Origin of the sequence: Clostridium sp. CS001, from assembly GCF_020443565.1 — a bacterium.
Lineage (GTDB): Bacteria > Bacillota > Clostridia > Clostridiales > Clostridiaceae > Clostridium_AD.
The window spans coordinates 43888-58408 of sequence record NZ_JAIZZN010000002.1 but is presented as its reverse complement, the minus strand read 5'-3'; the positions used below and the strand labels follow the sequence as shown (position 1 = coordinate 58408).

Annotated in this window: 14 protein-coding genes and 1 pseudogene; 4 read left to right on the top strand and 11 right to left on the bottom strand. The window is 32.2% G+C overall.

From position 1 onward, the window contains the following. Positions 1–8: 8 nt before the first annotated feature. Positions 9–509 (bottom strand): hypothetical protein, encoded by a 501-nt coding sequence (locus tag LGK97_RS02015; protein WP_226258066.1) that lies wholly within the window; start codon positions 507–509, stop codon positions 9–11. Between the two features lie 71 nt (positions 510–580). Beyond that, the gene (locus LGK97_RS02010; RefSeq protein WP_226258065.1) at positions 581–1585 is read right to left on the bottom strand and encodes a type II TA system antitoxin MqsA family protein; all 1005 of its coding nucleotides are present in this window, start codon (positions 1583–1585) and stop codon (positions 581–583) included. Positions 1586–2091: 506 nt separating this feature from the next. Between LGK97_RS02010 and LGK97_RS02005 the strand changes: the two genes are divergently transcribed. Next, positions 2092–2361 carry a CD3324 family protein gene (locus LGK97_RS02005; protein WP_226258064.1) on the top strand — a complete coding sequence of 90 codons (270 nt, stop codon included), beginning with the start codon at positions 2092–2094 and terminating at the stop codon, positions 2359–2361. 137 nt (positions 2362–2498) lie between these two features. Further along, a complete protein-coding gene (locus LGK97_RS02000; protein ID WP_226258063.1) occupies positions 2499–3434 on the top strand; it encodes a GNAT family N-acetyltransferase in 936 nt (311 codons plus the stop codon). Between the two features lie 58 nt (positions 3435–3492). Here LGK97_RS02000 and LGK97_RS01995 read toward each other — a convergent pair whose 3' ends face one another. The 3 genes from LGK97_RS01995 to LGK97_RS01985 all read right to left on the bottom strand — a co-directional run bounded on the left by LGK97_RS01995 (position 3493) and on the right by LGK97_RS01985 (position 6244). Beyond that, a complete protein-coding gene (locus LGK97_RS01995; RefSeq protein ID WP_226258062.1) occupies positions 3493–4329 on the bottom strand; it encodes an ABC transporter permease in 837 nt (278 codons plus the stop codon). A gap of 7 nt (positions 4330–4336) precedes the next feature. After that, a complete protein-coding gene (locus tag LGK97_RS01990; RefSeq protein WP_226258061.1) occupies positions 4337–5251 on the bottom strand; it encodes an ATP-binding cassette domain-containing protein in 915 nt (304 codons plus the stop codon). A gap of 246 nt (positions 5252–5497) precedes the next feature. Continuing rightward, entirely contained in the window at positions 5498–6244 is a 747-nt protein-coding gene (locus tag LGK97_RS01985; RefSeq protein WP_226258060.1) for an NAD-dependent protein deacylase, read from the bottom strand. A 277-nt stretch (positions 6245–6521) separates the two neighbouring features. On the opposite strand from LGK97_RS01985, the gene LGK97_RS01980 reads away from it, so the two are divergent. Beyond that, on the top strand, positions 6522–7499 hold the full coding sequence (locus tag LGK97_RS01980) for a diaminopimelate dehydrogenase (protein WP_226258059.1): 978 nt from the start codon (positions 6522–6524) through the stop codon (positions 7497–7499). 219 nt (positions 7500–7718) lie between these two features. Here the strand turns inward: LGK97_RS01980 and LGK97_RS01975 are convergent, their stop codons facing one another. The 3 genes from LGK97_RS01975 to LGK97_RS01965 form a co-directional block, all read right to left on the bottom strand. Further along, positions 7719–8900, bottom strand: a complete 1182-nt coding sequence (locus LGK97_RS01975) for a pyridoxal phosphate-dependent aminotransferase (protein ID WP_226258058.1) — start codon at positions 8898–8900, stop codon at positions 7719–7721. A gap of 179 nt (positions 8901–9079) precedes the next feature. After that, complete coding sequence (locus LGK97_RS01970) at positions 9080–9952, bottom strand: DUF6544 family protein (protein WP_226258057.1); 873 nt, start codon at positions 9950–9952, stop codon at positions 9080–9082. Positions 9953–10003: 51 nt separating this feature from the next. Beyond that, on the bottom strand, positions 10004–10456 hold the full coding sequence (locus LGK97_RS01965) for a MarR family winged helix-turn-helix transcriptional regulator (RefSeq protein WP_226258056.1): 453 nt from the start codon (positions 10454–10456) through the stop codon (positions 10004–10006). Positions 10457–10704: 248 nt separating this feature from the next. Between LGK97_RS01965 and LGK97_RS01960 the strand changes: the two genes are divergently transcribed. Beyond that, complete coding sequence (locus LGK97_RS01960; RefSeq protein ID WP_226258055.1) at positions 10705–11412, top strand: FTR1 family protein; 708 nt, start codon at positions 10705–10707, stop codon at positions 11410–11412. A 185-nt stretch (positions 11413–11597) separates the two neighbouring features. On the opposite strand, the gene LGK97_RS01955 is transcribed toward LGK97_RS01960, so the two are convergent. From LGK97_RS01955 to LGK97_RS01945, 3 genes and pseudogenes are all read right to left on the bottom strand, one after another. Next, entirely contained in the window at positions 11598–12065 is a 468-nt protein-coding gene (locus tag LGK97_RS01955; protein ID WP_226258054.1) for a ferritin family protein, read from the bottom strand. 313 nt (positions 12066–12378) lie between these two features. Further along, positions 12379–13668, bottom strand: a complete 1290-nt coding sequence (locus LGK97_RS01950) for an RNA-guided endonuclease InsQ/TnpB family protein (RefSeq protein ID WP_226258053.1) — start codon at positions 13666–13668, stop codon at positions 12379–12381. A gap of 45 nt (positions 13669–13713) precedes the next feature. Then, positions 13714–14287 (bottom strand): annotated as a pseudogene (locus tag LGK97_RS01945) (IS607 family transposase). Between the last annotated feature and the right edge of the window lie 234 nt (positions 14288–14521).

Below are 14521 nucleotides of genomic sequence, written 5' to 3'. Positions count from 1 at the left end.
AACCCTTCTTAATAGGCATTATAGTAATAATCGTAGTATGGATTATAAGGATAGTAAGGATAAAACTGTGATAAAAGAAAATAATAGTAGTTAATATCGGGATAGTAATTATTGCCGTAATATCCTGGATGTCCGTGCCATACTTTATGTCCATATCCGCCACCTTGTCCGTGTCCACCCCCAGGTCCTTGTCCGCCGCCTGGTCCATGCCCTCCTCCAGGTCCATGTCCACCACCTGGTCCTTGTCCTCCTCCAGGTCCATGCCCACCACCAGGTCCGTGCCCTCCTCCAGATCCTTGTCCGCCACCAGGTCCGTGCCCGCCTCCTGGACCAGGACGATATTCACCTTCATCTGCACCTTCATCTACAAAATCTTCACCATTGTACTCATACATCATTTGATCTCGTAGCATATAAGAATTTTCACACATCAATGGGCAGTTCATGCAGTAAGGGTATTGTTGTATTGGCTGTATTGTGTTTGGTATTTCCTCATTTATTTTGCTCATATAGAAATCTCCATAAAATTGATTACAATATTATAGTATGTAGATGTACTGAAAATGTAACCAATGATTATTCAATCTAAATTTATATACTTTGCATATTCATATGAAATTAAAGACCCAACTCTATTCTCCTTCCAACCTATTTCTTCATGAGAATAATCAGATATCTGCTTACAATTAAAGTTCTTAAATTTTTCACTAATTTTTTTAGCTATATCTATTTCATCTTGCTCAAGAAATATATCACAACTATCAGTTTCAGAAAGGATGTATTCGCCATTAGTATCTTCATCTTCAACTATAGAAATAACACCTTGTTTTTCAAGAAGTCCTAATAGTAAATTTCTATTTTCAATTACAGGTCCCCTAGGCAAGGATGCATATTGCATACCAGTTATGGAAGTTGTCTTCTCCTTAAAAAATATATTATCAGCATACCATAGTAGCTTCATAAGTTTTGTTTTAAAAAGTTTTGTTTCATTAAGTGCGAAATAAATGACTAAGCTTTTAAATTTTTCATAGTCGAAGTATTTAAACCCGCTAAAAATATCATTTCTACTTTTAACATTCTCTATCACATTGTGTTCTAGCTCAGTTACTGCATTTTCTGATAACAGCAGATCTATCCTTTCTCTTAATTTCTTTTCTTTTGAACAAGATAAAACACCTAGATTATTATTTAATATATTCAACATATTCTCTGGATTCTTTAAAAGCATGAGAATATTATTATGGGCTTTGTCTTGAATAGCACCCATTTCATACCTATGCATAGTGACTTCTCCCCACTTTAACAACCTAGAAAAAGCTCTTTGACTTAATCCATAAGTATCTCTAATTGTTTTTATTTCATTAGAGGTTAATAACCCATGATTTTTTCTGTATTTTTCAAATGCTCTCTCTATATTAGCTTCATCTAATTCTTTATCAAATAATTCTTCACCACAGCAAACACAAGTGCTTACCTCTGATTGTATCTCAATCTCTTCATCTCTAACCATATATACTTCATTTTTTCTAACTACATCAATGACTTTGTAATCATCACATACATGACAAAACAGTTCTTTTTTCAAAACAAACACCTTCCTTTTATTTCATCAATTGTAGATTTTACTGCCATTATATTTTTTCCTTCCCTTCTATAAATTAATATAGTATACGATAAGTATACTATATATTGTAACCAAATACAATAAATGTTATCACATGATAACATTTTATTTTACAATAATTTAATACTATATTATTTTATAGTTCATTTTATAGTTTACATTGATATACAGTAAAATACTTGAATAATTACATTATTATATACTATAATCAAATAAGGACAAACTAATAAAGTGTTCTGAACTAGCATATAAGAAAAAACTCAATTAATTCTAATTTGGAGTGTGATAACATGGACATGTATCTCATGAATAAGGAAATGCTCAAAAAACTCTGTGCAAAGTCTGTAGGTATGACTTTGGCGACAATTTGCACAGAGATGACTATTTAGTCGCTTTACTTAAGTAAATTCATACATAAACAGGCTTTGCTTCCTTAGCTTAAACAATAAATTAAGGAGCTGAGCTTTATGAACTATTTAAGAGTTGATACAATTTTACCAGATAATTTAATTAAAGAAATTCAAAAATACATTCAAGGTGAGTACATATACATCCCTTCTCCGCCTGAAATAAGGAAAAAGTGGGGAGAGAAATCTAAAAGCCTCGATTATATACACAGCAGAAATGCGGAAATACTCAGTAAGTTTATTAGCAAATGCACCATTAGTAATCTAGCTGAAGAATATTTTCTTTCAGAGAGTAGTATTAAAAAAATTGTATATAAAAAAGGTATATAGATTTAAGCTACTATCTGCTTAACGGATAGTAGCTTTTGTATAAAGAATGATATAGAAATATTTATTATCTTTCATTTTAATAGGTGAAATATTAAAATTATATAAAGCACTTATTTAAGGATATGGGGGTAGATATTTTGAGTATTTCTTTTAGATATTATAGGGATGAAGATTTTTTAAAATTAGAAAAACTTATTTTAACAAGTTATCAATGGGGTAATCCACCCTGGGGTTTAAGTCATCATGAGTTTTCCCGTGGAGTTCATAGTGCCTGGGCAAATATAGTTGGTAATTGGAGACATACTGTTGGGATATGGCATGACGATGGTGATATTATAGCAGCAGTTATCTGCGAAGGAGTATGGAACGCTGATGGATTTTTCCTTTTTGATTCTATAGAAAGGCAACGTGATAGAGACCTACTTGAGAGTATGTTTCATCATGCAGAAACACATTTGTCATGTTTTACAAGAGGTACAAAAGACTATGAAAATAAGACCAGACGTTTACATCTAGTGATTCCACCAGAATATGATTTGGTGAAAAAGATGGTTAATGAAAGAGGGTATACATTATCTGAGGATGCGAATAGGGCACTTATACTTCCCTTTCCAGAAAAGAAATTTGATATTGTGCTTCCAGAGGGATATACCATAGCGGATGGAAACCAAACACCAGATTTTTTCCTTTCAAATTCCCATATGTTTTCTTTCAACTATACACTTCCAACATATGAAACTGGTGAAATAGGCTTTCATGATTTGAGAACAATGCCAGGGTACAAGCCAGAACTTGATTTGTGCATATTAGATAAGGAAGGAAAACCAGTGGGATTTGCTATCATCTGGTACAATGAAAAAATGCCTTATTGTGAACTAGAACCACTTGGAGTTGTATGGTGGTGTAGACGTGAAGGAATAGCAAAAGCATTGATATGTGAGGCTGCCAACCGTGTTATGAAGATGGCACCTAAGTGCAGAGGAATGCTTGGAGGAGACCAGAAGTTTTACTTAGATTTAGGTTTTAAAGTTGAAACTGTTAACGAAGTTTGGAATTGGTGTAGAAAATTTTAGGTAGTGCTTCAACGTGACAAGTGGCAAGTTAAACTTGCCACTTGCCACGTGGATGGCACTAGCTCCATACATCCCCTTCCTTACTCTTTGATCGATTAATTCTTGAAAAATCTACCCTTGAGAAAACATAGGTGGACAACAGTAAAAATATCATTCCGAAAATTATTACAATTGCCATGCTAATAGGAGGGGTAATTACAAAACTTCCTATTTTAAAAGCAAGCTGCTCTGATATTAATTGTTCTGTTGTTAAAGAAGTCTTTTCTAGTATAATGGTTCTAAAAAATGCTGTTGTATAGGTCATTGGGTTTAGATAAGCAATATATTGCAAAATCTTTGGTAACAATGAAAGCGGTATATATGCGCCACAAAGAAATGTAAGTGGCATTGTAATAGCAGTTATCACAACTTGAAAGGTTTGTGAATTCTTTACGAGAGTAGCTATGTAGAGTCCTAGGCCTGAGAATACAAGTCCAACTAAAATCATTACACCTATTACCACAAATGGCGTTACCCAAGATGTAAACTTAAGTCCTATAAAATAGCCTATAAATAAAATAATAATACCCTGCAAGGTTGCTATAGTTGCTGCTGATAATAGTTGACCTGCCGCTATTTGGATTCGTTTAACGGGGCTTACTAGCACCTCTTTCATAAATCCCGAAACAATATCTTCAATTGTACTAGAGGCAACGGTAAGAGAGGTCTGAAATACTGTGGTTATAACAATACCAGCTAGCATATAGTTTACTGGATTTTCTATATTTTGATTTTTAAATATGGAGCTAAACACAAATAAAAAGAAAAAGGGCATGACAATAGTGAAAACCAGTTGAACACGATTACGCACAAAAATTTTAATGTTTCTAAACCATAATGCTACTATAATATCCATAAATTCCTCACTTTCTTATATCCTTTCCAGTAATTTCTAAAAACACATCATTCAATGTACCTTTTTTAATCTCCAAATCTGTTATGGAAGCCTTTTGCTCACTTATTATCTCCATAAGCTTTTGTAGATCATTAACTTCGACGCAGTAATAACCAGTTTTTTTCTCGTATATAAAACCTGCTGCGCTAAGAAGTTCCTCAAGTCCTGCCTCATCGGTGGTTGTAATATTTGCCCTATCTTTTGTATGTTGTTGCTTCAAGTGATATGGGGAGTCCAGTGCAACAATTTTTCCAGCATCCATAATTGCAACTTTGCTACAAATCTCGGCCTCTTCCATGTAATGTGTTGTTAGAAAAATGGTAATATTTTTCTCCTTTTGAAGTTTTACTATATAATCCCACATATGAGCCCTAGTTTGGGGGTCAAGCCCTGTAGTAGGCTCATCTAAAAATAATACTTTTGGATAATGAAGTAGTGCTCTAGCTATTTCCACACGACGTTTCATACCGCCGGAAAGACTGCTTACCATTGCTTTTTTCCAATCCAGTAAATCTACTAACTCTAATACAAATTGGATACGTTCATCTGCTTCACTTTTGGGGATAGCATAAAAGCGACAATGCATAATTAAATTTTCTACAACGGTCATTTTATTGTCCAATGTTGGTTCCTGAAAAACAACCCCAATAACACTTCTAACATAATCTTTATCCTTTGAAATATCTTTCCCATCAATGATTAACGTTCCTGAAGTCTTATTAAATATGGTACACAGTGTATTAATGGTAGTGCTTTTACCTGCTCCATTAGGTCCCAAAAATGCAAAAATACTGCCTTCTTCTACCTCAAAGCTCACATTGTCCACTGCTGTAAATTCATCGTATTTTTTTACAAAATTCCGGACCTCTATTATGTTTCTCATGGTATCACTCCTATCAACTATCTTCTAATTTTTCACATTTTCCTTGCTTTATATTCAATATAAACTAACTTAACTTTCTCAATGAATTTTTTTTATATACAATTATACCAATAGTTATCGCTTTAAGATCGGAACATTAGTAAATCCTTGTTTTAGCTCTTCAAAAAAAGGGGTCTCCGGAATATTCTTTAGCTCCCCTCTATGACAGCCGCCTTAGCTAGTTCCACCCACGTGACAAGTGGCAAGTTATAAATTGCCACTTGCCATGTGGCTGGCACTATATAGAATTTTTCCAACACTATCGTTTATTACTACATTAGCAATATTATCATATTTTGTAGCAGATTTATTAATTAGCACCAAGTTTTTACCATTAAAGAAACGAATTAAACTTGCCGCAGGATATACTAGTAATGAGGTTCCAGCAACTATTAGTGTTTCAGCTTTTGATATGTATTCTATAGAATCTTCTAAAACAATATTATCTAAAGATTCTTCATAAAGTGTGACGTTGGGTCTTATTATGCCTTTGCATTTAGTGCACTTTGGTACAACTTCATCGGACTCTAGCACAAAATTAACGTTGTAATTTTCCCCGCATTTCATGCAATAGTTGCGGTGAACTGCTCCATGCAACTCAAGTACTTTCTTGCTACCGGCCATCTGGTGGAGACCATCAATATTTTGAGTTATAACTGCTTGTAGCTTTCCACGCTCTTCCAATTTAGCAACCGCATAATGAGCTGCATTGGGTTTAGCCTGTGGATATATCATTTTTTCTTTATAAAACTTAAAAAATTCTTCTGTATGATTAATAAAAAATGAATAACTTAATATTTCTTTAGGAGAATAACTCCCTTTGGCACTTGTGGTGTATAACCCAGTTGCAGATCTAAAGTCCGGTATTTCTGACTCAGTAGACACACCTGCACCGCCGAAGAACACTATGTTATTTGACTGAGATATTATACTTTTTAAAATGTTTTTACTCATATTATCACCTTAGGTATATTATAACATAACCAAAGGCCAACCGAAGAGATTCTAACTATTCTTTATTTTTTATAAACTGTCATAATATCCATAGAATTCGTAGTTTATTAGACTATATAACACCAAAAGAATATTAAAGCTAAGAGTTCCTACAATATGTCCTTTAAAACATTGATAATAATAAGCTTATTAATTATAAAAAAATAGTGTGAAAAGCCATAAAATATGATAACCTTATTATAAAATTAAAATTGATTTACATAAGGGAGAGACTTGAATGTGCAATAAGATTAGAGTGGGTATTATAGGGTATGGAAATCTTGGAAAAGGTGTAGAACTATCTTTAGCACAAAATCCTGATTTTCAATTAGAGGCTATTTTTACAAGAAGAAATCCTGATATAGTAATAGCCCCATCAAAAGTGATACATATTTCAGAAGTTGCAAGTTATAAAGGAAAAATTGATGTTATGATTCTTTGTGGCGGTTCTTCTACTGATTTACCAGATCAGACACCGGAGATTGCATCAATGTTTAATACAGTAGATAGTTTCGATACCCATGCAAAGATACCAGATTATTTTAATAAAGTAGACGAGGTAGCTAAAAGTGCTGGTACTATAGGACTTATATCTGTTGGTTGGGATCCAGGAGTATTTTCATTAAATCGTCTTCTAGGAGAGGTAGTACTTCCCATTGGGAAAACTCATACCTTTTGGGGAACAGGTGTAAGCCAAGGACATTCAGATGCTATTAGAAGAGTAGATGGCGTTAAAGATGCCATTCAGTATACAGTGCCTGTTGAAAGTGCTATTGATATAGTGCGTAGCGGAAAAGATGTAGAGCTTTTAACTAAGGATAAACATGAAAGAGTTTGCTATGTTGTACCAGAAGTTGCAGCAGATTTAGATGATATTAAAAGTGAAATTAAATGCATGCCAAATTATTTTAAGGACTATAACACAACAGTAAATTTTATAACTGAAGAAGAACTGAAAATGAATCACACGGGTATGCCTCATGGTGGATTTTCTATTCGAACAGGAGTTACAGGAGAGGATTCAAATCAGAAAATGGAGTTTAGTTTAAAGCTTGATAGTAACCCTGAGTTTACTGCTAGTGTTCTAGTTGCTTATGCAAGAGCAGTTTACAGATTACATAATGAAGGCCAAAGAGGAGCTCGCAGCGTATTAGATATACCATTTAGTTATTTATCTCCAAAATCAGGAGAACAATTAAGAAAAGAGTTGTTATAAAGGGATTGTGTCAACCGTCTAGTATATAAAATTTAACTATTAGATATGAAGATGGAGCGTTTGACTTAAATTAAACAAAATTCAAATCAGCTTTTTACTATTTTATAAACATATATTCATACAAAATAATAATTTTGTATGAATATATATTTTGTTTCATTTTCAGCTTACAACTTACAACTTCAACTTGCCACTTGCCACCTGGGTGGCACTATATTCTTATTTGAATTCCTCAACTAATTTCTCAAAAGCAGCAATGGATTTTTCAATCATATCAAATTTTACACAATAAGACATTCTAAAATATCCTGGACATCCAAACCCACTTCCTGGAACAAGTAATAGGTTGTACTTAAGAGCTGCTTTAACAAATTCTATATCATCCTCAATTAATGCTTTTGGGAAAAGATAGAAAGCTCCTTGAGGTTTTACACATTCAAAGCCTAATCCTGTTAGTTTTTCATAAAGAAAATTTCTTCTCTTTTCATATTCTGTAACATCTATCTTAGCATTTATTGAATCTCCAACAACCATTTGAAATAATCCTGGAGCATTTACAAAACCAAGAGTACGATTGCAAAAACTTAAAGCATTTATAAGAATTTCTACATTTTCAATTCTGCTACTGGCAGCTATGTAGCCTATTCTCTCACCAGCAAGACCTAAGGATTTACTAAAAGAATTTACTATAATAGCATTTTTAAAAATAGAAAGTAGTCCTGGAACCTTAGTATTATCGTAAACGATTTCAGCATATGGTTGGTCTGAAATAACAAATATAGTAGTTCCATATTCCTTTTCTTTTGTTGTTATAATCTGCTCAATATTTTTAATAGTTTCAACGCGGTACACTACCCCTGTTGGATTATTAGGGTTATTTATTATTATGGCTTTTGTTTTTGCTGTAATACTTTTTTCAAATATATCCAAATCCGGTTCAAAATTTGAAGTGTCTGGAGGTACTACTACTGTTTTTCCTCCATTATTATCAACATAGAAATTGTATTCTACAAAATATGGTGCAAAAACAATAACTTCCTCTAAAGGATTAAGTAGTGATTTTAATACAACATTTAATCCACCAGCGGCTCCAACCGTCATTATAATGTTATTTGCATTAAGCTCAACATTACTTTCTTTTTTTAGTGACTGTGCTATTTTCTCTCTAACCTCTGGATATCCAGCGTTATTCATATATCTATGAATTCCTTTTTCATCACCCAAAATATGTTTTTTTAGTGATTCTAATACTTCTGCTGGAGGTTCTGCATAAGGATTTCCAAGACTATAGTCATAAACATTATCTGCGCCATACATCGAAGAAAGTTTTTCACCCTCCTCAAACATTTTTCTAATCCATGATGAGTTGCTTAAATTCTTTACTATTTTATCCGAAAACATAATATAATCCCCCTCTTTTTTAAAATCTAGTATTACAATTCTCATTATATCAAACTTTTCTAAAATATAATCAAATTCACCATAATTTTCTTAAAAATAATCTAAATAATATGAATTGACTCAATATACTCACAAAAACCATTGACTCTGAATATGTGAATTACACGTACAAAAAAACTTTACATATTATAGTCATAATCTATTTGAATTTCATCGCCGTTAAAATAAACTTGATCACCCTCGTTGTAATGCCATATTGCTTTCAAAATTGTTGGTTTTTTTATGCCGTTACTCTCTTTATAATCACTACAAATCGCTGTCCATTGTACTTTTTTTGTTGTTCCATCGGTTTCTGTCGCTACTCTATCATTAGTTGTGAAAGAAACCATTTCTCCATTATCATTAAAAGTAAAAATACCACTTGCCGAAATTCCATAATAAGATATGGTTGCTTTTGCATGTGTTTCATCAATAGCTTCCCATGTAATATAATCCTGCAAAACAACACTTGGTACAATAAAGCATTCCGCTAAATAGGTTACTAGACTTGCCTTGTCCATTGCTTCACCTCTTTGATCAAACATAGTATAAAACTTTGCAACTACACCTTTCATGCTCCCAACACCGTTTAAATAAGAGTCAAACCCTTGAAACGGAATACCAAACATAGAACTGTCAATGAAAGCAATTCTGTCTGGTTTACTTGCAAAGTTGTATTGTGTATAATCGATGCTCAGCGTAGGTTTATCTTTCCCCGTTTTAAAAGTTACATTTTTGAATGTTGCTTTCATATAGGACATCTTTCTAGTACCTATGAAACCGCAATAGTTAAAATATTTTTTTACAGGTATAGGTAAATCTTTAATATCTTCTTTTGTAAAAATCTCATTGGTAGGAACTGCCTTCTTCATAAAGGTAGTGGATGCACTATTAAAATCTGCTTTTATTTTAGAATAAGGGATTTTTAAAAAAATAAATACGCTTATTATTATCAAAACCAATATTACCAACGTAATCCACATAATTTTTTTACTCCTCATCTTATTTTTCATTTTCATTCTCCTTAACTTATTTCACTTTAAAACTTATTCTGTCTTTTCAGTTTAGTCCATGCCAGTTAAATTAGACATCATACTCTGCAGCACAGCTCTTGCCTTTGACATATCCTCTTTCTCAATCCCCTTAAATAATGCTTGTGTAAAAGTTGCTGCTTTTGCTTGTATTTTTTCAGAAAACTTGTAACTTTGCTCTGTCAGTCTAATCCTTGTAACTCTAGCATCCTTTTTATCCTTTTCCAAAGCAACTAGCCCCTTCTTCTCAAGCTTTAACGCTATTTGCTTTACATTTTGGTGAGAACTTCCCATTGCTTTTGCTGCTTCTTTTATTGTGGGAGGTGTATCAAAGGTATTTTCTACAACAATAGTCAAAAACCATTGTTTAAATGTAATATCATATTCTTTAAGTTCTCTTTCTAATAAAGTATCTATTTTATTTGCTACTATTTGCACTGATCCAAAAACAAATTTTTGATCTTTCAAAGATTCAATTTTGCTCAAAATATTACCTCCCAACAAAATACTGGTAACATGTTACCTATTTAGATAATACATTACCTTTTATTATATGTCAATGTACTTTTATAAAAATCTGGTAGTAAAAGTATATTAAATCAGAAGCTGACCTTCCTTTAAACTCCCTTAAGCTATGTTGATATAAAATCTGTGCATGAATACACTAAAATTCAATTTTATCATATCATATAGTACAAACTAGACTAAATGTCGGCAATAGGAGGCGATTAACAATGTTTGCACCTTTTATAATATGCTTAAGAGAAGGTATAGAAATTTTCTTGGTTATAATTCCCCTTGTAGTTTATTTCAACAGACATAAACTATATGGTATGAGCAAAAGCGCTCTCCTTGGTGGAATTTTAGGAACGTTCATTGCAGCCATAACTGGCTTTATAATATTTTCACAAGTTGCTTTATTAAATGGCCCCACAGGAGAATTATTTGATGGTATGTTAGGATTAGTACTAGCTGGGTTGATTCTATATAGCGTGGTACTTTTAAGGAAAAATAAGATTTTTATCACTACTGCAAATGAAAAATTGGTTTCGTTAAGTCAGAGGGGAGTATTTATTCTTGCTGCTATAACATTCTTTAGAGAATTATTAGAAGCAATATTATTTATTTTGACTAGTACTTCAACTGGCTCCACTTTATTAATAGCAGTTTCATCATTATTAGGTTTAGTGAGTGCAGCCCTATTGGTTTACGTTGTATCTAAAGGAATTGCACATCTTAATATAGGCTTAGTATTTTATATCCTAAATCTATTTTTAGTAGGACTTGGTGCTTACTATTTTGGTGATGGATTAGAAGTATTACTTGGCGGCTATGTTCCAGATATTTTGAAGATGGGTATACTATTATACGCAATTCCTAGCTATCTACTAATGCTTAAGAATGACTTGAAGATGTACTTGAAATCAAATAAAATCAAATAAAGGTTTATTTATAAATTAACACTGATCCCCCACATCAATCTTTAATATGGATATTGATGTGGGGGATATTTATATAAATGAACTGCTCCCTGTCTTAGCAACAAAGATTGAAAGTTTTGCTTTCAATCTTTGTAAGTGCTATTACACCATAGGAAAAATTGGAAACAGCTTCTTCTTGCTACCGCTTATTTGAACTTTTCCAACATATTTTCATGGTGTTTTTCTTCTTCAATTATTTTTGTTAAAACTTTATATACCTCATCGGATACATCTTCTAACTTTTCAAATAATTTTCCTTGTATATCCAAAAGCAGTCCAATATTCTTTTTTTCTAAATCTACAGCAAAGTGTATTAAGTCCTTAACATCACCTAATTTATGAATATGAATATGATTCCTAAATTCAAACAATTGCTTTGCAGCTTTATCATATAGAAAAAAATCAATTTCACAATTCATTTTTTCTTCAATATTTTTCATTAACTCTTGGTAATATATTATATGCTTCTTCTCTTGGTTAGCTAAAATTTTAGCAACTATACTTATTTGTGGAAAAGATCCTTGAAACTGTTTTTCAATAGTAGTATACAGTTCCACTCCATCTTCCTCAATTTTTATAAGTTTTTCTATTAAATCAGATATTCTATAAGACATAATTTCCCCCTATTTTTTATATATAAATCTAAATATCTTTTTAAAAAATGCCACTTGCCACGTGGGTGGCACTAAATCTTTCAGGTTCATCTACTGCATCTTCTATGCTTAATGTGTGCTCTTAATCCCCTTCATTAAAATATTTCCCATACCTTTATATAGTATCACCTGACCTAATACTATTATATCAGACTTTAATTATAGGTGAACACCCGCTCTACAAAATATACTCAAACATACTTTAAGCTAGTCATTTGAGTAACTTCTGCTTAGGAGGTATCATCCTCCTAATTTAATTCATCTACCTATCTAATTACTTAGTTAGGCAGCCCGTAAATAGAACTTTACCAGTTGTAAAATTCCACATAGCAGTGTATGTAGGCTTTGATAAATTCCAACCTACATAGTCCGAGCCAGACAATATTCTATCTTTTTTAGCTATATTTATACCACTATTTATATCTCTATTGAAAGTATGATTACACATTGGGCAAGTGAACTCTCGTATACTTGGATCTTTCTTTTCTTTATATCCACAGATACTGCAGGTACTTGTAGTGTTTTTTTCATCTACTATGGAAAATCTTTTACCACTTCTTTGCATTACCCATTTCATTATATTTCTTAATGATCCTATAACTTCTTGATTCAACATACTTCTATGCATATTACTTTCTATGGCATTATCTAAAGTAGGAGTATAGTCCCCGAAGGCTATGTAATCATAATTCTTTGCTGACCAGTTTGCTATACTAAAACATGCTGACTTAATTTGTTCTCGTCTGCTGTTATATGCTCTGTTTAAGGCTCTGTTTAGCCTTGACCATCGAGTGCTAGGAATAAAATATTCAGTCCCATTTTCTGTAGTCTTTACTTTTGCCTTCTTCATGCATAGATCTCTTTTTGACTTTATATTATCTATAACTCCATCCCAATATTTTAATTGTGTTATCTTACGGAATTCATAGCTTACACCTTTATTATCAACTGCTACAAATAAATTTTTATGATTTGGATCTATGGAAATCCAACTATTAATCTCTTTAGGTTTAACCTCTTCCCTTTCTACACAAAACACAGCATAATATCGTTCTCCCTGATGTTTACATAGTCTAAAGTTTTTAATTTTATCCTCTTTTCTTAGGGATAAGGTTTCTTTTAACTTCCCTATTACCTTTAATCTATTTTTTAGTTCATCCGCTCCAAGACTAATTTGAAGGCTATTTCCATCTAATATTTTAAACCCTTTATTAGGTTCATCGTAGAACAATGAAAACCAATTATCTTTCCATGCTTTAAAGTGTGGAAAACCCTTACCCCTATCAAAAAAGCTAATATAGGAATCCTTAAGCCTTAGTGCAGTATTTTTTAAAGGTGAAGAATGAACAGTATTTAAAAAGTTACATTCTCTTTTTAAAACTGGAACTAAATCTCTGAGGTTCCTTCCGTGAAGTAAGTTTTTTCCATTATTATTTTCAGTATAATCTTTTATAGATATTTCAAGCAGCTTATTATAGAGCCAGTTACATATCTTAGACTGACCGTCTAAAACTGCTATATCTTTTTTTGAAAATATAACCTCAACTCTACGATTAAATATCACTCCACTTCACCTCCGTTATACCTTTTAGAAAGCTATGTATAAATATCACTGGGCTTCTTCTAACAATTCCTCTTTAAACAGTTTCTTATTAGTTTCAGTTATCTTCTTTGTTTTATGACTTCTACTTCCATAGAGCCTTGCTGAAAATACTGTAATAACAGATAATACGTCTTCTACTAGTTCTTCTTCATGATTCCTATCTTCACTATAATTTATTATTTCAATATCTACATCATTAATGAAACACAGCTGTTCTATTATTTCGTAACCAAATCTTATAAGTCTATCTTTATAATTTATAACTACTTTTTTCAATTTCCTTGTGGCAGATTAATTCAATTAGCTCTTTTAAGCCTTTCTTCTTATAATTAAGACCACTACCTAAGTCTTGTATAATTTTAAACTGATATCCTTTTGCTGCGCAATAATCTGATACAGTTTTGACCTGCCTACTTAAATCTTCTCTTTGATCAGAAGATGACACTTTACAGTAACCCACTGTAAGTTTTATATTCTCCTTATGATATTTATAGTTTAATAAAGCATCTCTATCATACCTTCTATGACCACCTTTCGTTCTTTCTGGTATAAGTCGACCTTCACTTTCCCATCTTCTCATAGTTGACACAGCCACACCTATTAATTTACTTGCCTCATGTATTGATAATTTCAAGATAACACCTCCATAGCTATATTATGAATAATCTTGCTCATTTTTATGCCTATGGAAGTAGCATTAATCAATTATTTTATAACTACTTTTAGCCCCACAGTGAACTAATTATATTTCAACTAATTCTTGTCTATAATAACTATAAATTTATAGTGTACCTAAAGTAGCACCAATAAAGCA

Excerpts from the sequence above, each read along its gene's own strand:
- LGK97_RS02015 (WP_226258066.1), bottom strand. The coding sequence starts at position 509 with ATGAGCAAAATAAATGAGGAAATACCAAACACAATACAGCCAATACAA.
- LGK97_RS02005 (WP_226258064.1), top strand. The coding sequence starts at position 2,092 with ATGAACTATTTAAGAGTTGATACAATTTTACCAGATAATTTAATTAAA.
- LGK97_RS01995 (WP_226258062.1), bottom strand. The coding sequence starts at position 4,329 with ATGGATATTATAGTAGCATTATGGTTTAGAAACATTAAAATTTTTGTG.
- LGK97_RS01990 (WP_226258061.1), bottom strand. The coding sequence starts at position 5,251 with ATGAGAAACATAATAGAGGTCCGGAATTTTGTAAAAAAATACGATGAA.
- LGK97_RS01985 (WP_226258060.1), bottom strand. The coding sequence starts at position 6,244 with ATGAGTAAAAACATTTTAAAAAGTATAATATCTCAGTCAAATAACATA.
- LGK97_RS01980 (WP_226258059.1), top strand. The coding sequence starts at position 6,522 with ATGTGCAATAAGATTAGAGTGGGTATTATAGGGTATGGAAATCTTGGA.
- LGK97_RS01975 (WP_226258058.1), bottom strand. The coding sequence starts at position 8,900 with ATGTTTTCGGATAAAATAGTAAAGAATTTAAGCAACTCATCATGGATT.
- LGK97_RS01970 (WP_226258057.1), bottom strand. The coding sequence starts at position 9,952 with ATGAAAAATAAGATGAGGAGTAAAAAAATTATGTGGATTACGTTGGTA.
- LGK97_RS01960 (WP_226258055.1), top strand. The coding sequence starts at position 10,705 with ATGTTTGCACCTTTTATAATATGCTTAAGAGAAGGTATAGAAATTTTC.
- LGK97_RS01955 (WP_226258054.1), bottom strand. The coding sequence starts at position 12,065 with ATGTCTTATAGAATATCTGATTTAATAGAAAAACTTATAAAAATTGAG.